General features: G+C 44.7%; 18 protein-coding genes. 3 read left to right on the top strand and 15 right to left on the bottom strand.

All coding sequences use genetic code 11. The features are described from left to right. Positions 1-27 precede the first annotated feature (27 nt). The 10 genes from NST38_RS13240 to NST38_RS13195 form a co-directional block, all read right to left on the bottom strand. On the bottom strand, positions 28-1,746 hold the full coding sequence (locus tag NST38_RS13240) for a hypothetical protein (RefSeq protein WP_101313956.1): 1,719 nt from the start codon (positions 1,744-1,746) through the stop codon (positions 28-30). Between the two features lie 243 nt (positions 1,747-1,989). Then, positions 1,990-2,862, bottom strand: a complete 873-nt coding sequence (locus NST38_RS13235; RefSeq protein ID WP_047842693.1) for a carbohydrate ABC transporter permease — start codon at positions 2,860-2,862, stop codon at positions 1,990-1,992. A gap of 38 nt (positions 2,863-2,900) precedes the next feature. Then, positions 2,901-3,803, bottom strand: coding sequence for an ABC transporter permease (locus tag NST38_RS13230; RefSeq protein WP_017688833.1), 903 nt, complete (start codon positions 3,801-3,803; stop codon positions 2,901-2,903). 110 nt (positions 3,804-3,913) lie between these two features. Beyond that, complete coding sequence (locus NST38_RS13225) at positions 3,914-5,515, bottom strand: extracellular solute-binding protein (protein WP_101313955.1); 1,602 nt, start codon at positions 5,513-5,515, stop codon at positions 3,914-3,916. Positions 5,516-5,909: 394 nt separating this feature from the next. Beyond that, positions 5,910-6,281, bottom strand: a complete 372-nt coding sequence (locus NST38_RS13220; protein WP_101313954.1) for a hypothetical protein — start codon at positions 6,279-6,281, stop codon at positions 5,910-5,912. A gap of 240 nt (positions 6,282-6,521) precedes the next feature. Continuing rightward, complete coding sequence (locus NST38_RS13215) at positions 6,522-8,765, bottom strand: helix-turn-helix domain-containing protein (RefSeq protein WP_083684220.1); 2,244 nt, start codon at positions 8,763-8,765, stop codon at positions 6,522-6,524. A gap of 21 nt (positions 8,766-8,786) precedes the next feature. After that, on the bottom strand, positions 8,787-10,010 hold the full coding sequence (locus NST38_RS13210) for an MFS transporter (protein ID WP_243391424.1): 1,224 nt from the start codon (positions 10,008-10,010) through the stop codon (positions 8,787-8,789). 49 nt (positions 10,011-10,059) lie between these two features. After that, entirely contained in the window at positions 10,060-11,112 is a 1,053-nt protein-coding gene (locus NST38_RS13205; protein ID WP_083684221.1) for an ROK family protein, read from the bottom strand. Positions 11,113-11,148: 36 nt separating this feature from the next. Continuing rightward, positions 11,149-12,354, bottom strand: coding sequence for an ROK family transcriptional regulator (locus tag NST38_RS13200; RefSeq protein ID WP_076249559.1), 1,206 nt, complete (start codon positions 12,352-12,354; stop codon positions 11,149-11,151). Positions 12,355-13,024: 670 nt separating this feature from the next. Further along, the gene (locus tag NST38_RS13195) at positions 13,025-13,864 is read right to left on the bottom strand and encodes a YitT family protein (protein ID WP_017688839.1); all 840 of its coding nucleotides are present in this window, start codon (positions 13,862-13,864) and stop codon (positions 13,025-13,027) included. Positions 13,865-14,238: 374 nt separating this feature from the next. Between NST38_RS13195 and NST38_RS13190 the strand changes: the two genes are divergently transcribed. The 3 genes from NST38_RS13190 to NST38_RS13180 all read left to right on the top strand — a co-directional run bounded on the left by NST38_RS13190 (position 14,239) and on the right by NST38_RS13180 (position 17,129). Continuing rightward, positions 14,239-15,297: a fatty acid desaturase gene (locus NST38_RS13190; RefSeq protein ID WP_076249560.1), complete on the top strand. Its 1,059-nt coding sequence runs from the start codon at positions 14,239-14,241 to the stop codon at positions 15,295-15,297. 87 nt (positions 15,298-15,384) lie between these two features. Then, positions 15,385-16,533, top strand: a complete 1,149-nt coding sequence (locus NST38_RS13185; protein ID WP_076249561.1) for a sensor histidine kinase — start codon at positions 15,385-15,387, stop codon at positions 16,531-16,533. Further along, a complete protein-coding gene (locus tag NST38_RS13180; protein ID WP_036608692.1) occupies positions 16,530-17,129 on the top strand; it encodes a response regulator transcription factor in 600 nt (199 codons plus the stop codon). Before NST38_RS13185 ends, NST38_RS13180 begins: the two co-directional genes overlap by 4 nt. 179 nt (positions 17,130-17,308) lie before the next feature. Here NST38_RS13180 and NST38_RS13175 read toward each other — a convergent pair whose 3' ends face one another. The 5 genes from NST38_RS13175 to NST38_RS13155 form a co-directional block, all read right to left on the bottom strand. Beyond that, a complete protein-coding gene (locus NST38_RS13175) occupies positions 17,309-18,220 on the bottom strand; it encodes a hypothetical protein (RefSeq protein WP_076249562.1) in 912 nt (303 codons plus the stop codon). Positions 18,221-18,264: 44 nt separating this feature from the next. Continuing rightward, complete coding sequence (locus NST38_RS13170; protein ID WP_074094795.1) at positions 18,265-19,005, bottom strand: polysaccharide deacetylase family protein; 741 nt, start codon at positions 19,003-19,005, stop codon at positions 18,265-18,267. Positions 19,006-19,475: 470 nt separating this feature from the next. After that, the gene (locus NST38_RS13165; protein WP_047842684.1) at positions 19,476-19,979 is read right to left on the bottom strand and encodes a ferritin; all 504 of its coding nucleotides are present in this window, start codon (positions 19,977-19,979) and stop codon (positions 19,476-19,478) included. Between the two features lie 156 nt (positions 19,980-20,135). Next, positions 20,136-20,255: a hypothetical protein gene (locus tag NST38_RS13160; RefSeq protein WP_017688846.1), complete on the bottom strand. Its 120-nt coding sequence runs from the start codon at positions 20,253-20,255 to the stop codon at positions 20,136-20,138. A 100-nt stretch (positions 20,256-20,355) separates the two neighbouring features. After that, on the bottom strand, positions 20,356-20,613 hold the full coding sequence (locus NST38_RS13155; protein WP_036608707.1) for a YolD-like family protein: 258 nt from the start codon (positions 20,611-20,613) through the stop codon (positions 20,356-20,358). Positions 20,614-20,730: the final 117 nt, after the last annotated feature.

Raw genomic sequence — 20,730 nt, 5'->3', positions numbered from 1 at the left:
TGTAAATGTTCAGTTCATCTTATATACCTATTTATTCCTCATACCGTTGTCTTCACGGAGAGTCAATTCAAATCTCATCTTGTTTGCAGTCATCCCAGGCACATAACGATAGACGATCTCCGCATGATTCACGTAAGTTAACACGGATGGTTCAGGTGCTTCAGCCTTCACGGTACACGTAAGTCCTGGGAACTGCCATAACGCTGTTGTAATATCCTCCTGACGAAGGGATGGCCCTCTGATTTCAAAATAAACATCGATCTCTTCCACCGTATCCAGTTCCACATCAATGGTTAACGAATCTGGCGTGAGATCCGCGTCAAACGTCACTCCGCGCAGATGACTGTTCCAACCCTCGCCTACCTCACGGCGGATCAAGCGAAGATAATAACGCTCACCCGTCTCTGTCTGCCAGTGGATCGTAGCGGGATGCATCTGTCCGTTCGTATTCACACTCCCCGACATGGCCCCGATCATCCGATCCTCTCCGATCCAGGCTTTGGCCGTACACAAATTCCGATTGGACGTTGGATCATTACGCTCACACAGTTCCATGAACTGTTTCTGCACAAGCCGATCTTCTTGATGAGCCTTGAAATACGGCACGGCTTCCGCGGGCACATCTACCCCAAGGAGCGCAATCAATGGATCATGGCCTGACTCACAGTTGATGCCTGCCAGATATTCATACCCTTCACCAAGCAAAAGATAGATAAATACACCGATTGAACTATGTTCTCGCATCTCCATGTCGTACGCCCGAGAGAATGGGCCGGAGAGATTCTCCAGGTTGGCATTGTAATAAAGTGCAATGTTATTCCACAGCCCATGTTCAATTCGGTGTCCAATTTCAATCAAACGTTCCGTGAGTCCATACTTTCGATACATGCCAAGCACGGAGAGATCGACTCCGTAATAGGTTGTCGTATTGAACTCGGCGAATGTACCGTTGTATTGTTCAAACTCCTTCATCAATCCCTCCGCCTGTTCATCCGAATGCCGAATCCATTCTATCCGGTTCAAGCGGTGACCATAGTAGTGGGTGATGAAAATGTGCATCAACTCAATATTCGTATTCATTGGAATTACGTCGGATAATCTTCGTTCTACTGACCCTTGAACAGCCAGTTCCATCGCATGGTCCATCCGATTCATGAGGGTCTCCGGCATAAGTTCGGCGAATTCAGCAGTTACGACCACACAGACACAAGCGATAAACTCGCGCCAGTTGGGATCATAACTGATCCAGACCGGTGGCAGAACCTGATTCACTGCCGAATGAAACAATTGCTTCAGTTGTTTGGGATCTGCGGCCTCTGTGAGCAGAGAACCCTCTTCCTGTAGTTTATGGATAAACTGCGCAGACACCTTCTCAAAGGTGCGTTCCAGGAAATAGGCCGTGCCTGGCGCAAAAGATTTCCAAGCATAGTGACCCGCTGGTGGATACACATCATTGGGCCGGGTCGCGAAGGTTCCGTGATAGATCTCATCTGGAGCGTCATATTGAAAATTGAGCACCTTGTGGAACACCCGTATCGCGCGTTCCACATCACCAGGCTCATTTCGAATCAACAACCCGAGCGCATAATGCGCACTGGCTCGTGTGCTGTGCTGCGATGAATCCTCTTCTTCGAAACTCCGAAGCAGATCCAGTTCCTTATCATAGAAGCTATCCATCATCGTCATGGATTGATTTACAAGATACTGCTGCTCTTTCGACATCTTTTCTACCATTCGTTGTGTCATGTCATGCGCCCTCCCGAGACTATAGGTGCGTGTTCAAAAAGATCAGTTTTCAGTACCAAGAAGATGGAATTAAGCTAGAAATGGAGTTGCGGAGCGTAGGACAACTACGTGAGCAACTACAATGTTTCTGAAGGAAACATACTTCGTAAGCATCAACCTATTTCGGCTAAATTTCATATTCGATGCTGATGATGCCACTAGGCATCATTCGTAATCAAAAGTGAACTTTTTGAACAACCTCTATTAACCTTTTACAGCACCTACCATTACGCCACTGATAAAGTACCGCTGCAACCATGGATATACAAGCAGAATCGGTAACGTTGAGAATATAACGCTGGCTGCTTTCAAACTCTCAGGCAGGACTTGAACAGCACCAATGCCTTCGTTCTGCATCAATTCTGTAATCTGGTTTTGCTGAATCATCTGATACAATTTCAATTGCAAAGGGTATAGTTCAGGCTTCGTAATATACATGAGTGCATCCTGGAAACCATTCCACCGCCCTACCGCGTAGAATAGGCTCAGTGTTGCCATAACCGGAAGGGATAGTGGCAAAATAATGCGCATAAGTGTTCCAAAGTGGCTGCTTCCATCAATGCCTGCTGCTTCTTCCAGACTTTCGGGAATCCCTCTGAAGAAGGTAATGAGGATAATCATATAAAACGGACTAATCAATCCAGGCAGAATAAGTCCCCATGTGCTATCAAGTAGATGTAGATTTTTGATCAGAATGTACTCGGGGATAATGCCGCCACTGAAGAACATCGTCACCACAATGACAAGCATGAACCACTTGCGCCCTTTCAGATTGCTCTTCGCCAGTGGATAAGCTGCTGCAATGGTCATCACCATGCTTAGCACCGTACTCAGGACGGTCAGCCAAATGGTATAGATGAGGGAACGAATCATTGATCCATCTGCAAATACTTTGGTATACGCCTCAAAGGATAACTCTTTGGGGAAAAAGGAAACTTCTCCTGAACCGATCGCCCGGTTTGAGCTGAGCGAGATCGCAATAATATGAATGAATGGTGCAAGACACAGCACCATCGTAATGACAATAAGAATGACGTTTACCGTGTTGAATATTCGATTCGCCGTGTTTTCAGACATCCCACTCACTCCTTACAGATCATATGTGAATCAATCCACTACATAATGCTCTCATCGGTTAATTTCTTGGACGTATAATTTGCTCCGAGTATGAAGACAAGTCCAACTAATGCCTGGAACAAACCTACAGCTGTTGCGAGCGTAACTTGACCAGACTGTAAACCGACACGATAGACAAATGTGCTGAGCACATCCGAGTATTCACGTACAGCCACGTTACCGATTATAAAAGGTCGGTCGAAGCCGATAGAGATCATGTTGCCGACATTGATGATCAATAAGGTAACAATCGTTGTTTTGATGCCTGGCAAGGAGATGTGCCAGATTCTACGTAGCCGACTTGCTCCATCCACTTCAGCCGCTTCGTAGAGTTCCCGGTTAATGCCTGTCAGGGATGCCAGATACAGAATCGTACCCCAGCCTGCACTCTGCCACACGCCTACCGCAAGATACGTGAAGAGCCAATAATTTTTGTCTGAAAGGAAAGGTAATGGATCAAATCCCATGCTCATCAAGATATTGTTAATGAAACCAGATTGCGTACCGAATACCTGAAGTACGATCCCTCCAATAATGACCCACGAAATAAAGTGAGGAATGTACAGTAAAGTCTGTGCCAACTTTTTGAACCAGGCCTTCTTCAGCTCGAACAATAAGATGGCTAATATAAGTGGTGCCGGGAAGGAGACCAGTAGATCCAGCATGTTAAGCACTAACGTGTTGCGTAATGCCGTGTAGAATCCCTGATTTTGAAACACTTCTCTGAATGCATCCAAGCCAATCCACTCACTACCGGCGATCCCTTGAAAGAAGTTAAAGTCCTTGAACGCAATCTGCACGCCATACATTGGCCCATACTTGAAAATAATGAAGTAGATCATGGGCAGTAGGAGCAACGCATATAGTTGCCAGTTTCTGCGGAAATAGATGCTTGTTTTCATAAACCTTCCCCCCATGTCATTCAGATTCTTCATCAAGGCGATGTTGCCATCGCCCTAATGAAATCCCTGTTCTTTGTTGTCATACACATTAGATGTGATCTCTACTCTACTTATTTCATCGCTTTGTAAGCTTCTGTACGTTCATCCAGGATTGCTTGGCCACCGCTCGCCATGTAGTCCTTCATCATGCTGTCATACGTGGCTTCAAAATCAGCAGGTTTGGAAATGGTTGTTTTCACGAAGAACTCCATAAACTTGTCTTTCAAGCCGTTACCGTAGCGTGCTTCCGCCTCAATCGGTTTGGAGAAACGTACCGGTTGAATGGTGTCCGTGTTAGAGATCGCTACCGACTTGCGCATATCATCCCGATATTTCGACTCTACCTGAACGACATAGGCCTCTTCATTTTTCTTGTCATCCCCAACGTATTTACCGTTGACGATAATGGCAATGTCACCGGAATTATAGATACGGCCTGCAATTTCAGGAGAAGCATCATCTTTGATCAGTGGTACCCCATCCACAAGTTCATAGTTCTCGTTTTCAACACCGAATTGCAGGTCGAACAGGTTGTTGCCCGAAGCCATCCAATCCAGATACTTCATCGCGGCTTCCGCATTTTTGCTCGATTTCGGGATCATGACATACATCGCATTGGGTGCATATGCCGGTTTGGCGAATTTGCCCTCGGAGTTTTTGAATGCATCAATCGGTGTCATCACTGCACCAGGTTGATTGGTTTGCAGGTTTTTGTACGTACCGGAGATATAAATCTCCCCTGCATCCTCGGTGTAGAATCCAACTTTGCCGTTAGATACATCTTCCCACAGCTTTTTCTTGTCTTTATCGAGTCCAAAATCCTTGCTCATTAATCCTTCATTATATAGTGTGTTCATATATTTCAGAGCGTCCTTGAAACCAGGCAACAACGTTGGATAGTCATTGGAACCCAGTTGTTGCGTTAATGTATATTTCTGTTCTTCCGTCAGCGGTTCAATGAATGACCAGATTAGTGGTTCATATTGAGCCGAGGCAATGGACATCCCCATCGGGATAAGTCCTGTGCCAACCTTACCCGGATCTTTTTCCTTAAAGGCCTTCAGTGTTGTATGCAGCTCCTCAGCTGTCTCAGGTGATGGCAATCCGAGTGCATCCAGCCAGTCCTGACGAACATAGGATGCGTACTTGCCAAGTACAAGACGTTTACCTGGAACCGCGAACTGTTGTCCATCGTATTGACCGTAGGCCAGCGTTTCATCTCCCAGGAACTTCTTCAGGTTAGGACCACTTTGATTGATCAGATCCGTAAGTTCGGTCAGACCTCCTTGCTCTGCATACCGGTTGAATGTTCCCGAATCGTAGGTAAAGACGATATCAGGTACTTCAGAGCCACTCGCCATCAGAACGTTAAGTTTCTGTACTTCCTCCGAGCGTGGTACCGGAACAAACTGAACGTCGATGTTGTTTGGATCACCAAACTTCTCTTGAATGAAGCGAGTCAGATAACTGTCCGAAATGGTGTAGCCCGCCGGAGTGTTTCCCCGATCGAAGATTTCTACTTTCAAAGTTGTTTTTTCCCCCGAACCCGACTCTCCAGATGAAGATGTTGATTCGCTTCCCGACGAACATGCAGATAATAATAGAGTGAATGCTGTTACCACTGCGAGGATTGAACTTGCCTTGCCTGCCTTACGTCTTTGATATAATCTCATTTGACCTTTCCCCTTTCGCACACTCTCTGAATGGATTCACATGATTGCCACTCCACTTTGTTCATCCCATTTTGTTGCACCTGTGAATGTCACTAATCATTACATACGATCTGATATTTAGACAATAAACTATTTTCAAAATGTGAAATTCACGTTTTTTACGTTAAATACCGCGATATATAAACATATTTCCTGACAATATACAATTTTCACACCTTTAATGTTAACTATAATAACATATTGTGTTGCATTCATTTTGATTTCTCATAGACAATCTGGCATCACCCATCTTGCAATAATCTTTTTTCCATTAAATCTCTCTTCAAAAAATGAAAAAGAGACCACATCTTATGTGATCTCCTTGTTTAGCAACACGTGTAGAACGATTCCACGACTAATTCCTCGGCGGAAGATTAAACTTCATTTGACCAAACAACGTATCGATGGCATTTCCCGCAAATTGATCGATGACATGTTCGTTGATCGTGTCCGTATGTTCCAAAATCAACACATTATACTTCTCATCATAATGCATTCCGCCCAAAATAAATCGTACAGGAATGTTCTGAGCTGCCCCTGCCTTCGAAATGGCCTGAAGAAGTTCGGATTCATGCCTTTGTTGACTTGTCGTGTAGGTACCAGCAGGTATAGTTATCGTATATGACGAGTCATCTACATGAAATGTAAATGTGTTGTTGCTTGCTGTAATGGTAACCCTTTTACTGATATCTACTGATCCCCATACTTGCTGTCCGTGTTTGTACATCATTTTCACTCCTGCCCTATTAATCTATGAATTGTCATAATGCTAGTATAGGACATTCGTAAAATTCCTTAACAACATATCAGCCACACTGGCCTAAGATCGTGGTTGAACATCCAAAAAATCTCCTGCAAAGGACGATAAGGGACGAAACCTTATTGCCTCATACAGGAGATTTCATAGATATCTCTAGGATTATTGGATTTTACCCGATACTCGGATGTTCTAACACATGCAATTCCGTTATTGATCCCCTTGTTTTCCACCCTGCTTGCGGTAGTCTCCTGGTGTCACGCCCATAATCCGTTTAAATACTCTGCCAAAGGAGATGGCATTGGCATAACCCACTTGCAGAGCAATATCCTGAACAGCCATATCGGATGCAGACAACAGACGACAGGCCTTTTCGACCCTCAGTTTCACCAGAAAATCAACAAACTTCATCTCAAACTCTTCCTTGAACAGATAACTCGCATATTTGCCCGAGATCTGGAACCGATCACTCAGATGTTTCAGCGACAGATCCGGATCATCAAAATGCTCTTCAATATAAATCCGGAGCTCGTTGATCATCGCTCGATGACTTTTCGTTTCATTTACAGATACATAATTGCGATAAACTTCTTTAAGCCACTCCTGCAAAATCTCTTGAATTCCCTCGAGTGTCTCCACCTGCTGGATATCACTGCGAAGACGAGTCAGGATTTCCTCGGCAAATTGGCTTTGCAACCGCTCAGACAGCTCCCCGAATTCACGGGACAACATCTGGATTAACGCCTGCAGCAACATGCGAATATCGCTATCTGTAATCTGATCTTCATTAAACGCAACAAACATCTGATCCAGCTGCGTTCGCCAACCATCGCCGGTTAGTCTGAATTCACGGACAAAGTCTGCGAGTATCTGCAAATACTTGTACGATTGCAGCTCAATACGATCTGGCAGTTGCTCACTGAGAACGATCGCATCTTTACCCAGGGTAAGTCTATGCTGCAAACCCGCATCTGCACTCGCATAGGAACGAGTAATCTCCTCCCAGCCCGATACGGTTCGTCCAATCCCGAACGTAAACCGGAGGCGGAAGTTTTCCGCAATCCACATATGCATCTGTTTAGCCAGATCCATAAGTAATTCACGGTCCAGTCCTTCCTGCTCATCCGACGCAATCACCACAATAAGCCTGCGGTTCCCAAACCATTCAGCCCAACCGCCGAACTGGGTCTCATTCTGCACAAGTTCTTCCACTACGTTCATGAGCGCAATCTTCAGAATATTCTGATTGGTCGAGAGATCGTCACCATTCATCTCCGCAATGAGGACAGCAACACTCTTCGGTTCCATGAATCGTTCCTCTAACGGTTGCAGATGGCGAAGTCGCTGACGGAACGAATCCATTCGCTCTCCTTCCATCAGATCAACAAGCAACTGTCTGCGATGAATCAGCAAGTTTTCATGATGTTGTTTCTCATAGTCAACCGTTTGAGCAATCAGATGTTCCAGCGCACGGTCGATGAGTGCCAGCTCATCCTTGACGGATGGTGCTGCTTCATCCTCCTCGGCACGTGGCTGTAACGCCTGAATTCGATTCATGATGAGCTGGATGGGCCGCGTATTTCTGCGCGTAATGTAGATTAGTCCCGCCACTGCACCAACAATCGTTAATAATCCAATACCGATCCACACATAAGAGACGAGTGATACCCATGAATACAGCTGTCCGGATTGAATGCCGCTCTCAAAGACCAGACCAAGCTTGTCCGCAGTCACACGATTAAGGATTTCACCTGCAGAAGGGTCCATTTGATGCGCGGTATAGATCAGATTGTCGCTTTTGTCCCGAACCTGAAGAACAGATAACTTTTCATTGGTCATGTTATCAATCTGCCGTTCTACTGCATACATGCGGATGGTAATGACGAGCAGTCCTTCCCCGCCCCACGGCAAAGGAAGCCACTTATTCATGCTAATTACCTGTGAAGGTACGTCGAAGGAACGTTCCTTATAATCACGTGGCAAGTTCCAACCGAGATTCTCCCGATCTTTCAAGGCTTGCTCAATATAGGCGCGATCTTCAAAATCTTCCAAACGCATCATGCCTCTGGGCGTAAGAATCTGGGAATCGGACATGCGATAGAGATAAATGGATTGAATCATATCCTGCTGATCCAGCATACGTCCCAGCCCACTTGCTGCATCATAGATGAACTGACTCGATAATTGTCCCTGGCCAGCTTCCAGAAAGCGACTATATGTTTTGTTTGCGCCAATGTCTTCAAGCAACCGAAGTTCAATGTCACTTAGCGAGCGCTCCAGTGTATCCACGATATAGCGGGTGGAGATCATGTCGGCTTTTTGTGTTTCGTTACGTGAGAGTTCGTTGACAATCAGGAAGGAGAGAAAGATCAGAATGGAAATCGTAAGCAGAAAAATAGGAAAATACGAATACATCAACTTGGTGTGCCAATTCCGCTTCAGATTTACTTTCATAGGCTCCAGCTCCTTCCATCTCTATTCTAACGAGTATGCTCTTCTCTGTTCTTTGGCCTGCCTGCTGACGATATACAGAATCACTGATCCTAGTGCCGCACTGATCGTGCAAGCCAGATACATCAGTGATGGACCGCCGGAATCGAGTAAATATCCGTTAAGCATATTACCAACAATTCCGCCCAGGCCAGCAAACACCATGTTAAATAAACTTTGTCCTGTGGCTTGCATCTCCCGTCCCGTAACCGAAGCCACATATTCCACTGCTGCGATATAAAAGAATCCGAAGGATAACCCATGCAGCACCTGAACGCCAATCATGACCTCAGGTGTCGGCCATAGCCATTGTATTCCCCAACGTAACATATACGCCCCCGCTGCAAGCAGCATCGTGCGTTCATGCCCCCATTTTCGGAGTATGAATGCCGCTGCCAACATGGATGGAACATTGGTAATCGACGCAAGCAACAACGCCGTACCTGTCATGGTCACAGAACCGCCAGCCATCTGAAATGAAATAACAAAAAAGGAGTTAAACGCAGTGAGCGTTTGGTTAACCAGGAAACAACCTGTTAGAAATAGAAGGAATGTCCGGTTTCGGAGCAATCTTGCCAAACCTACGGAGAAGGTTACCGAGGACGAGGATATGCTCGTCTGCCGGGGGAGTGTACTTGCCAGTATAGCGCTCAGAATGTTAAACAGGAGAAATGGCAGCCATAACATGTGAATGGAAAACTGGGAGAGATACATCCCTGCGGCAAATCCCCCAACTCCCGTTCCTATGCTGCCGAAGAGTCGGATCATGCCATATGAGGTGTTCGCGGCTCTCGCGGCTGTAACCGCATAGGAGTCAGCAACGGGTATTTGAGTCACTTGGAATATAGTGCATAAAGTATAAATCAATATTAATATAAAGTACACTTGAATATTGTAGAAATACGCTAACGATGCAGGAACAAGCAGGCTTATCACCAGTACGAACCGTGTCTTTTTAAACTTATCTACCAGAATTCCCCATATTGGTTGAAGAATAATGGATACGAGTGTGCCAAACGCCATAATAAATCCGGTTTCTTTACTGGAAAACCCTTGTGCTACCAATATGGGATTAATGTACGGGTTAAACATCCCCCCGGCAAGCCCCATAAACAGATATAGGCCCTGTAATTGGAGTAAAACACGTTTTGCATCATTGGAATCGGCTTTTATTTTCTCTGTGTAAGCCTTCATATGTCTACTTCTCATCCGGATCTCCATCCTTTATTTCTGTAGTTGCTTCGCCTATTCTCTATTTTTAAGTGCGTGTCAGACTGGACTTGATTGCAGCCAATGCCCCGATTGCTCCTGCTTTGTTCCCCAGTTCAGCTACAGCTAGAAGTGTAGGCAGAACAGTGTAACGTTGGAGGCGTGTGCGCACTTCATTTAGATAATAGGATGGGTTGGATGCAGCCACGCCACCACCGATCACTATAATGGAAGGATTGAGTAAAGCCGTAATATTCGCCAGACCTCTCGCCATATAACGCATGGGTAGTTCCAGAATCTCCAGGGCAGCAAGATCACCCGACTCCGCTGCTTTGAATACATGCCTGGCTTCAATCTGTTCCGCTTCCCCTCCTGCCAGACTCATGATCAGGGATAAGGAACTCCCCTTTCCAGCAGCAAAATAACGCCTCGCCTGTTCGGTAATTCCCGTACCTGAAGTCACTTGCTCAAATACGCCAAAGGAATCCGCATCCGCAACGTAACCGGTATAAAGCCCTTCGTCTCCTGCAATGAAATGCCCAATCTCACCTGCTGCTCCATTCTGGCCGCTATAGAGCTGTCCATTCAGGATAAGAGCAGATCCAATGCCTGTTCCAACCGTGACCATTACACAGTGTTGATGTCCCTGTGCTGCCCCTTGATCATATTCTCCCATTGCCGCCATATTCACATCATTATCCAACATGATATTCCCGCTGTAATACTTCGCAATAACAGGGCGAATATCTAGCTCAGGCCACTGAAAAGCCGGAGCATTTCGCAGTATCCCCTCCTCTTGCAGAATCACACCAGGGAATCCCAAGCCTGCACCTTTAAGTTGATCCAGACTGCATCCAACTTCGCGGCAGAATATTTCCAATTCAGTGAATAACCATCGGAAGAACTCATCCGGCTGATCACTGGCAAGCGTAGGCAAGATACGTTCATGAACTTCATTTCCAGCCTGTTGTGATGACAAGAGCATTAATGTTTTGGTGCCTCCAATGTCAATACCTGCAGTCCAGCCGGATAGATCACCTCCAACCGTACCATTCTGATTGGTCTGATCATTATTACTTACGTTTTTCACGGATTCTGTCATGCCTTTTCCCTCCTCACATGTTGTATATCCAATCTCTTATTCCATGGCTTCCTGCTGAAGGTTCAGCATCGTTTGTTGTACGGCTACCTGAACCGCGCCAGTGACAACAGCTTGCTCACCAAGCTTGGAACAGATTAACTGTGGTTGCACAGGGAATTGCTCAGAGATGATCTGCCTCAGTAAAGGCAATAACACATCACCGTTCCCTCCTACACCTCCGCCAAGCACAATGAGATCTGGAGCAAGCACAACGCTAATCTGACGCAGAGCGGAAGCAATCTTCTGGCTGTATTGTTGTAGAATGTCTAACGCCTCTACTTCTCCACTGCGCGCAGCTTCAAATAACTTCTCGGGAGTCAGGTGTCTGTGAAGAGCATCTGCACCCGAATCAGCAGCCTCCAATAATAGTTCATCATGCTGATCTAGATAATCTTTCGCCAGTTGCATCAGACCATCAGCGGACAGCACTTCCTCCAGACGTCGGCCATCGTCCACCAGCATCTCCGCGATCTCTCCAGTTAAGCCACCTAAACCTCGAAGCAGTTGGCCATGTACCATGATGCCAGCGCCCGTCCCTGTACCGATGGAGAAAAAAACAAACAAGGGATATCCTGCTGCTACACCACTCCGATACTCCCCAAGCGCTGCAAGATTCACATCATTTTCTAGAATTACTTCACAGGGAAAAGCTCCTGACAACGACTCTAAAGAGAAAGCTTCTTCCAGACCCGCTAACGGGTCCACAATACGATTGATACGCCCTGATTCAGGTAGCACTACGCCTGGTATACCAAACCCGATGCACTGAATCTGATCCCAGTTCAGATGATTCTCATCAAGCAGTTCGTTCATATGGCTTCGAAGAAGCTCGAGCATCGTCGCTTCTGCTCGCTCATAAGCTTCTTGAACAACCATGGGATATGTTCGATAGGCAATGATCTCTCCATTCAGATCGGATAATGCAATCCGAATACGAGTTGCGCCGATATCTATACCACAGACATAATAAGCCGTTTCGTTGAAACGAATGAGGGTTGCTTTTCGACCCTGAGCGTTGTCAGCTGGCCCCATTTCCCTCACCAGATTACGGTCAATCAGATGTTCGACTGCCAAAGATACTGTTGGTTTACTAAGTCCGGTCTGACGGCTGATATCCGCTCTCGACATGGTTCCCTGAATTATGAGGGCATCCATAATGAGATTTTCATTCAGATTGCGGATATACTGCGGTGTGCCAGCCATGTTATCGCCTCCTCTTATAGTCAGCATTTTTCATAATTCGATTAAAGTCGCTCTCGGGTACAAAATATAGACGAATAACACCGTTTCGATCTATATCTTGCTGATTGTAAAACGCTCTTGGAAATTATGCTAAATGCTTAGTTAGTTAGGTTTATTAACAAATTGATTAAATTCAATATATCATCGTGTTTGGTAGGTGTACAGCTTTTTGTCATTGCACTCTTTTAGTAGAAAGTTTTACTAGAAAGAACCAACCTCCACCTGTAACACAGAAGCCCAATAAAGGAATTATTATACAATAATAGACGTTTATACATTTCCGAAACAGTGACCTGTTCATAGAATACCTTATCACGATCAGGGAGGTTTTAATATGTACAGAAAGCATCATAAATGTCATCATCCAAGACCAAAGTGTTTTTACAAAAAAATTACGAAAACTTGTGTTACCAAAGTGAAATATGTCCCTACAAAGTGTAAAAAACACTGTCATGTCACTGTTGAATATTGTGGAGTCAAAAAAAGAAGACATTACTAATACTCTTTTGCCCTTCTCTTCGGAGAAGGGTTCTTTCTTATTGAACTAGATTAATACCGGATACCATTAACCTATCAAAAAAGTTGCGGTGATATTCACCGCAACTTTTTCTTCCTTATATACATATATTCATCAAGTTTTGGAGAGCTCAATAAATCCTTCACCGAAAACATCACGCACGTCATGAATGGTGATAAAAGCAATCTCATCTTCTGCTCGTACAATCTTCTTCAGCATAGAAACTTCCTGCTTGCTAATCACAATGTATAGAATTTCTTTCTTATTTTTTGTGTAATAGCCATGACCGGACAGGACGGTTACTCCGCGATCCATCTTCTCAATGACTTGCTTCGCGATTTCATCCTGTTTGGAAGAGATAATCATAACGGCTTTTTTCGGATTGAGCCCTTCAATAATGAACTCCATTGTTTTGGTTCCGACAAACAGCAAGACAATTGTACACATTAATCCTTGTGGTCCAATGATGAAGTATGAGGAGAAAGCCACAATCAGATCGAAGAACAGAAGTCCGTAACTGATATTCCAATCCAGATATTTGTTGGCAAGTCGGGCCAGGATCACTGTGCCCGCCGTTGTGCCTCCCACTCTAACAATCAAGCCAATACCAAGACCGGCAAATAATCCGGCAAAAATGGTATTGATCCAGAGTTCATCCGATGCAATCGTCCAACTCTCCGTCAGATGCAGGAACAACGAGTTGAATACCACTGCAATAATTGTATATACCGTAGTCGTTTTATCAAGAAACCGATATCCCACAATTAACAAAATACCGTTCAGGATCAAGTTCATCAGTCCAGGGGACCATTCAAACAGGTAATACAAAATAATCGTGATACCCGTGACGCCGCCTTCAGCCAAATCGTTCGGGATGACAAACAGGTTCACCGCCAGTGCAAACAGAAATGCACCTGCCATAATAAATAGGATATCCGTAATTCGTTTCTTCATTATGCATTCCATCCAATCCATCAGAAATCAACCTAATCGACCCGTCTCATAAGTTGTCATAACCACTCAAGGATAGATTTTACCATGCTCCCAACAAAATTTGTATACATAATACAAATTGTTGCGTAATTTGTGCAAAGGAATTAGTAAAACCTGCTCTTCTGTCTTCTGCAGAGCTATTGAGTATCATACACCCATGACAAATGTCATGGTCCATCATTGATATTCATCATTACAGAAGGCTGACGTTTATGACTTACTGTCATGTTCGGATTGTTTTACAATGATAAAAACGCTTCCCACAGGAAAGTCTAGCGGGAAACGCCAAGTTGTAGCTGATTACAGTTATAACGATTGAAGGAGGACACAATTTTATGAACAGATCAAAAGAAATGGCCTTAAAAAAAGAAGTTACCCCTTACGAAAAAAATGATCTCAGACTAAGTATCCGCCAGTTAATCAATACATTGCTCCCGCTCTTCTTGTTATGGGCTGCAGCTTACTTTAGCTTATCGGTTTCCTACTGGCTGACCTTCCCGATTGCCTTGGTGGCATCCGGGTTTGTACTGCGGACCTTTATTATTTTCCATGACTGCTGTCATGGTTCATTCTTCAAGAGCAAACGCGCCAATGATATTCTCGGTACCATTACTGGTGTATTAACAGTTACACCCTATCAGCAGTGGAAAAACGAGCATTCTATCCATCACGCAACAAGCAGTAATCTTGACAAACGTGGTGTAGGTGATATCTGGGTTATGACGGTTGACGAATACAAAGCAGCTTCTCCTTGGGGTCGTCTCTTCTATCGGATTTATCGTAACCCGTTTGTATTGTTTTGTATCGGACCCATTTACGTGTTTCTGTTGGCTTACCGTTTTAACCGGAAAGGTGCTAGACGTAAAGAACGTATCAATACACACCTGACTACCGTATTGATCGTAGTGCTCTATGCATTCATGTCCTGGTTAGTCGGATGGCAGGCTTTTGTAATGGTGCAGGCACCTATCTTCTTCTTCTCCGGTTTCTTTGGTATCTGGTTGTTCTACGTCCAACATCAGTTCGAAGAGACGTATTTTGAACATGAAGATGAGTGGAGTTATGTAAAAGCAGCTGTTGAAGGCAGTTCTTATTACAAATTGCCAAAATTATTGCAATGGATCAGTGGTAATATCGGGTTTCACCATGTGCATCACTTGAGCCCACGTGTACCTAACTATTTCTTGGAAGAAGCACATAACGCAACACCACCTTTGCAAAAAGCAACGACTATTACATTACGTTCCAGTCTGGTTGCCCTGCGCTTCCGTCTGTGGGATGAAGATTCTAAACAGTTTATTAGCTTCAGACAGCTCAAAAAGCTATCCCGCAAGCCGTATGTTCAACCGCCTATCCGAGTAACCAATCCAGCGGGTCTGACAGAGAAGCCTTAACTCTGTCGGATTCGTTTTCTTGTGTTCAAGCCATAGTCATGCTACAGTCATGCTAAAGTTGAGTACAAGTTTGAGGAGGAGAATTCCATTCAAAAGTGGATGCAAAATTTTTATAAAAAAACAGGGTTGAACCTTTATGTATGGCTCGCCTTTTTCATCCTGCCATTCTATTTTATATCGCAATATTCTAAATTATGGACGATGGTAACCGGCATCATCATTATCCTCGTTTTCTTCGTCTGTTACCTGCTCGCCTTCATCACCAAGGGCTGGCAGGTGTACATGTGGATTGGAATGCTTATTGCCATATCCATTACGATGACGATCGCCTATGATTATGCCTACTTCTCATTGTTTCTTGCTTTCTTTATTGGGAATATTAAAAATAAAGCCGGTTTCTTCACCCTCTACTCGGTGAACCTGGGAGCCAGTTTCGTAACCATTAATTATGGTTTCATTAATCAGAGTTCTCTGTTGGTGAGCCAACTCCCGTTTGTATTCATCAGCTTAATGGCCTCCATCCTGCTCCCAATCAGTACGTATAACAAAAACAAAACTGAACATTTGGAAGGCCAATTGGAGAATGCGAACAAGCGACTTGATGATCTCGTAAAAATGGAAGAACGCCAGCGTATCGCTCGTGACCTGCACGATACACTTGGTCAGAAGCTCTCTCTGATCGGTCTGAAAACCGATCTGGCGAGACGGCTGCTCCGCAATAATCCCGATCAGGCCGAGATTGAATTGAACGACCTCAGACAAACGGCAAGTACAGCTCTGAAAGAAGTCCGGGAAATGGTCACCACTATGCGTGGTACACAATTGGTCGATGAACTGTTCCGGGCGGAGCAGATTCTGAAGGCCGCTTCGATTGAATTTGTGCTGGAAGGTAATCCGAAGTTACAGGATACGTCACAATTGAATGAAAATGTGCTCGGTATGTGCTTGAAAGAAGCTGTCACGAATGTCGTCAAACACAGTCAGGCAACAACCTGTACTATCATCATTAAAGAAACACTAGCGGATAATGTATTAACCGTTCAAGATAACGGTGTTGGAATAGAACGAACTCGCAAACAGGATCGGCGCGGAACAGGAATTTTGGGCATGAAGGAACGACTTGAATTTGTGAACGGTTGTCTGGATATTCGCTCTGCGACAGACATCCCGGGTACAGCGATCATTATTCATGTTCCGAAACTCGTTCGCAAACCGATAAAGGAGGCAGAATCATGATTAGAATTGTAATCGCGGAAGATCAGCGCATGATGCTCGGCGCCTTGTCCTCCCTCCTCAATCTGGAGGAAGATATGGAAGTCGTCGGACGTGCCAGCAACGGCCAGGAAGCCCTTGCCCTTGTCCAGGAGCTTGCACCGGACATCTGTCTGATGGATATAGAAATGCCCGTGAAAAGCGGCCTTGAAGCCGCAGAAGAACTCAAAGGTATGAGCTGTAAGGTCATTATCCTGACCACTTTTGCCCGGACCGGATATTTCGAACGTGCCCTAAAGGGCGGTGTCCGTGGTTACTTGCTCAAAGATAGTCCAATTGAAGAACTTGCCGAGTCGATCCGCCAAGTTATGAATGGCAGACGCATCTTCGCTCCCGACTTGGTAGATGAAGCTTATGTAGAAGAAAATCCCCTGACAGAACGGGAGAATGCCGTACTAGGCCTCATGGCAGATGGGAAAAACACCAAGGAAATCGCCGGGCATCTGTTCATCACAACGGGCACGGTGCGTAACTACATCTCCATTATTCTCAACAAGTTAAATGCCAGTAACCGCATTGAGGCCATCACTCGCTCCAAGGAAAAAGGGTGGTTCAAATGAAAGCACCGCTTTAACCTATTGAAACAAAAATAGCATGTACCCCGGCTGCATAAGCTGCGATAACATGCTCAAAATAAAAAGCTTGGCCCAGCAATTTCTTCCTGGGCCAAGCTTTTTTTAGGTGTATCGTAACAATCCCACACTCATTGTTTCTACATTGCAGGATAACCGTAGAATACTTAAGATTTCACAGATACAACCATACCAAGAGCTTCTAATGGCACTTGATCGGTCTTAAGCTGATGAATTTGGTTACCGTCCTGCCATGAGATCGTTACATGAACAGACTGTCCACCACTTGGATATTCAACTTTGATATACCCTTTATCTTTAGGTACAGGCAAGGCATGTAACTCCAGGTACTCCACCATTTTTTTCGCTATGCCCGGATTATTCATTTCATCTTCGGATACCGAACGAATTTCCAGCGTCCATCTACCTTCTTGCCAAGTCAGATATTGACTGCCTGCGGCACCTTCACTCATACCTTTGATGCCATGTCCTAGATCCACAGCCATATCTGCTGGAATATCTTTAAGGTCCGTCTCAGGGAATATTTCTGGCTGATCCGGGTCCTTATAGGTCTTCACTTCATAGGAAGCCAGTACAGGTATCTTACTGTCGGATGCAGTTAAAGATTGATCATTAATGGCAACAGACTGAGTGGTAGCGTAGAAGTTTACCTTAAATGCATCCGCAGTATTGGACAGTATTGCCGCCCCCAAAGATGTACCCTTGTCCAATGAAAATGAAGTGGGTAACGCTGCATCCTTCATCTTCAACTGGTTGCGAACTTGTTTGATCACATCATTCACACCTGAATGACCAGAGGCAACTTGGTTGTCATTTGCCTTCGATCCTGATGTATCTTCATTATCTGTTGTGCCCGTATTCTCTTTGGTTCCTGTTTCATTTTCATTAGAGAAATCAGCACCACCGCTACCGGTCTCGGTCTGCTCCCCCACTGTTGTCGTTGGTGAAGAACTATTCTCTGATGATGCTGTATTTGAATTCGGTCCGCCACATCCTGCCAAAGCAAGTAAAACCGCTGTCGTTACTGGAATCGTGATCCATAATGGCTGTTTCTTCATGATGTGTACCTCCTTTGTTGTAGCCAATCTAAAAATTCAAAAGATTAACGCTTGTCGTTCCAGAAGTTAACAGGCTGTACTTTTTTGCTTAATACTTCAAAACGATACCCTTCTGCCTTCAATGTTTTCAATACTTGCGGTAATACTTTCAGCGTTGCTTCCTGGTCGTGCATAAGCACAACAGGTGTTGTTCCGCTCTTTTGCACATTGTGGATTTGCTTCATTACACTGTTATAGACTTTCTGGTGATCCTTCTTGTATTTCCAGTCTTCCGAGTCGACATTCCAATCCCATAGATGGAATCCACCCTGGCCCAGCAGTACATTACGGAATGCCGGTTTGAGATAAGGTTTACTACCATATGGCGTCCGAACGAGACTTGTTTTAACTCCGGCAACCTTGTTCAGACTTGCATTGGCCTGTTGCATCTCTTTCAATCCGCTATATGCAGATTTATAGAATTTGCCTGGAACGTGAGTCACACCATGCAGACCCAATCCATGTCCGTCAGCTACAATTCGTTTGGTAGCCTTCTGAAATTGCTCCATTTGAGGTCCCAGCATAAAAAACGTTGCCTTCGCATGATACTGATCCAGAATATCCAGTAACTGACCCGTATGAGCAGTTGGCCCATCATCAAACGTCAGGTATATGATTTTGGAATTTGCTTTGCTTGCTCCATCCTTGGATGCAGCTGATTTGGCAGATACCGACTGCGGCAATAATAGTGGAATGATTAGTAAAATAGCAAGTGTGACCATGATAGATTTACGAATATGTAGCATAATTAAAAGTCTCCCTTGTGTGTTATATTTCCCCGGGTGTCCATGTTTTTCTACCTTCATCCCTTGGCGATTAATCCTAATACTATCAAAGATAGTGGCTCCTGTTCTCGCTCCAAAGGCTACGGTAGAGTTACACTTTTGTCAGATAAACCTAAAATTTAATACGAATTTGATAGATTTGCGCAAAATAAGACCCCGTCAGGATAGATCAATTGTGACATATCCTCTATTACCCACATTCAGAATTTTGATAGACCTTTACTCCAATTCAAGCAAATCTATACAATCATTCAATCTGTGCATGCAAAAAAACCTGCACAAGTGCAGGCTTCTTTGTCTTCAATCAGCATATGGCATCAAACCATCATCCTTTGCAAGGAGATTGCCCCCATTGCTTTCAGGATCATTACCTCATGCTGTATGTAAATGGTGTTTTGACGCTGGAATCTTCTCGACTCCCTACGTGCAATTTATTCAGTTGGAGCAGTGAACGAACGTTTGCCAAACTCGGCATCCAGCATGTAGAAGGCATTGCTGTCTTTTTCAATGCGGCGCAGCTTCTGAATAATATTGTCAAACAAAGCTTCCTCTTCAACCTGCTCATCAATGAACCATTTCAGGAAATACATCGTTGCATGTTCACGTTCATTCAGAGCGATGTCAGCCAGATTGTAGAATTTTTTCGTGTTTTGCTGTTCATGAGCATAACCATGCTCAAACACATCCAGCATCGAAGCATATTCATTCTTCGGTTCTGGCAAAGCCTCAAGTGTGGCACGTTGCCCACGATCATTCAGGAATTTGTATATTTTCATGCCATGGAATCGCTCTTCTTCCGCTTGCACGATGAAGAAGTTTGCAAATCCATCCAGACTTTTGCTGGAACAATAGGCTGCCATAGCCAGATATACATGAGCGGAATAAAACTCAAAGTTCATCTGTTCATTTAAAGATTCTGTTAACGTTTGGCTCATAATCAAAACACCTCTTTCTTTCTCTAGGGATGGTTATATTCTAACATAACGTAAGCAGGACTTACACCGATTTTCTACAAAATTCGCCAAGGACTGAACGAACAAAAAAGCTCTGCCGCGATGGCAGAGCTTCTTTCATTCTTTAGAGATATGCAATTATACCAAGAACGCTTTGGAGATGATAACCAACAGGATGAACAGAACCAGAATGGCACCTACAGAAGTGAAACCTCCGTATCCGTAGCCTCTTGTTTCTCCACCTAATACTTCGCTCATTGACCGTACCTCCTCTGCAACAGGTATGGGTTATCTTATGCAGGAAGAACGACTTTGACAGGGCGGATGCCCTAATTATTCAGATTGCTGTTTTTTTCGTTCAGTACCGGGGAGATTGCACACGCATGATATCCAGAAAAGGTACCTTCGCTGTGAACTCTTCTTCGGTATACTCTACATGCACGAGTCGTGTACGGGAGTCCATTTTGACGATGACTCCTTGCACCTGATCTTCTTTGCCCCATACCGTCAACAGTACTTCCGAACGTTCCCGAAAAGCTTCAACCAGCTGGTTTCCCAACTCTTCGAGTTCAAACTCATCCCGTGTAGGTCTTTTTGCTACTTTTGCTTTTGCCAATGTGGCTGCCTCCTCTACTCCGACGTCCCGATTCCACGGGTTGATTGCCGAGTTCATATTCAATTAGTATACCATTCATTTACGTTCGTGTAATCTCATGGCAACCAGAATGAGCAA

Origin of the sequence: Paenibacillus sp. FSL H8-0104 (genome assembly GCF_038050215.1) — a bacterium.
Classification (GTDB): domain Bacteria; phylum Bacillota; class Bacilli; order Paenibacillales; family Paenibacillaceae; genus Paenibacillus; species Paenibacillus amylolyticus.
Note: the sequence above shows the minus strand (reverse complement) of the source record. Positions and strands in the feature narration are given on the sequence as shown.

Excerpts from the sequence above, each read along its gene's own strand:
- NST38_RS13170 (WP_074094795.1), bottom strand. The coding sequence starts at position 19,005 with ATGCTACATATTCGTAAATCTATCATGGTCACACTTGCTATTTTACTA.
- NST38_RS13225 (WP_101313955.1), bottom strand. The coding sequence starts at position 5,515 with ATGAGATTATATCAAAGACGTAAGGCAGGCAAGGCAAGTTCAATCCTC.
- NST38_RS13200 (WP_076249559.1), bottom strand. The coding sequence starts at position 12,354 with ATGGCTGGCACACCGCAGTATATCCGCAATCTGAATGAAAATCTCATT.
- NST38_RS13210 (WP_243391424.1), bottom strand. The coding sequence starts at position 10,010 with ATGAGAAGTAGACATATGAAGGCTTACACAGAGAAAATAAAAGCCGAT.
- NST38_RS13220 (WP_101313954.1), bottom strand. The coding sequence starts at position 6,281 with ATGTACAAACACGGACAGCAAGTATGGGGATCAGTAGATATCAGTAAA.
- NST38_RS13195 (WP_017688839.1), bottom strand. The coding sequence starts at position 13,864 with ATGAAGAAACGAATTACGGATATCCTATTTATTATGGCAGGTGCATTT.
- NST38_RS13215 (WP_083684220.1), bottom strand. The coding sequence starts at position 8,765 with ATGAAAGTAAATCTGAAGCGGAATTGGCACACCAAGTTGATGTATTCG.
- NST38_RS13190 (WP_076249560.1), top strand. The coding sequence starts at position 14,239 with ATGAACAGATCAAAAGAAATGGCCTTAAAAAAAGAAGTTACCCCTTAC.
- NST38_RS13240 (WP_101313956.1), bottom strand. The coding sequence starts at position 1,746 with ATGACACAACGAATGGTAGAAAAGATGTCGAAAGAGCAGCAGTATCTT.
- NST38_RS13180 (WP_036608692.1), top strand. The coding sequence starts at position 16,530 with ATGATTAGAATTGTAATCGCGGAAGATCAGCGCATGATGCTCGGCGCC.
- NST38_RS13165 (WP_047842684.1), bottom strand. The coding sequence starts at position 19,979 with ATGAGCCAAACGTTAACAGAATCTTTAAATGAACAGATGAACTTTGAG.
- NST38_RS13230 (WP_017688833.1), bottom strand. The coding sequence starts at position 3,803 with ATGAAAACAAGCATCTATTTCCGCAGAAACTGGCAACTATATGCGTTG.
- NST38_RS13160 (WP_017688846.1), bottom strand. The coding sequence starts at position 20,255 with ATGAGCGAAGTATTAGGTGGAGAAACAAGAGGCTACGGATACGGAGGT.
- NST38_RS13235 (WP_047842693.1), bottom strand. The coding sequence starts at position 2,862 with ATGTCTGAAAACACGGCGAATCGAATATTCAACACGGTAAACGTCATT.
- NST38_RS13205 (WP_083684221.1), bottom strand. The coding sequence starts at position 11,112 with ATGACAGAATCCGTGAAAAACGTAAGTAATAATGATCAGACCAATCAG.
- NST38_RS13175 (WP_076249562.1), bottom strand. The coding sequence starts at position 18,220 with ATGAAGAAACAGCCATTATGGATCACGATTCCAGTAACGACAGCGGTT.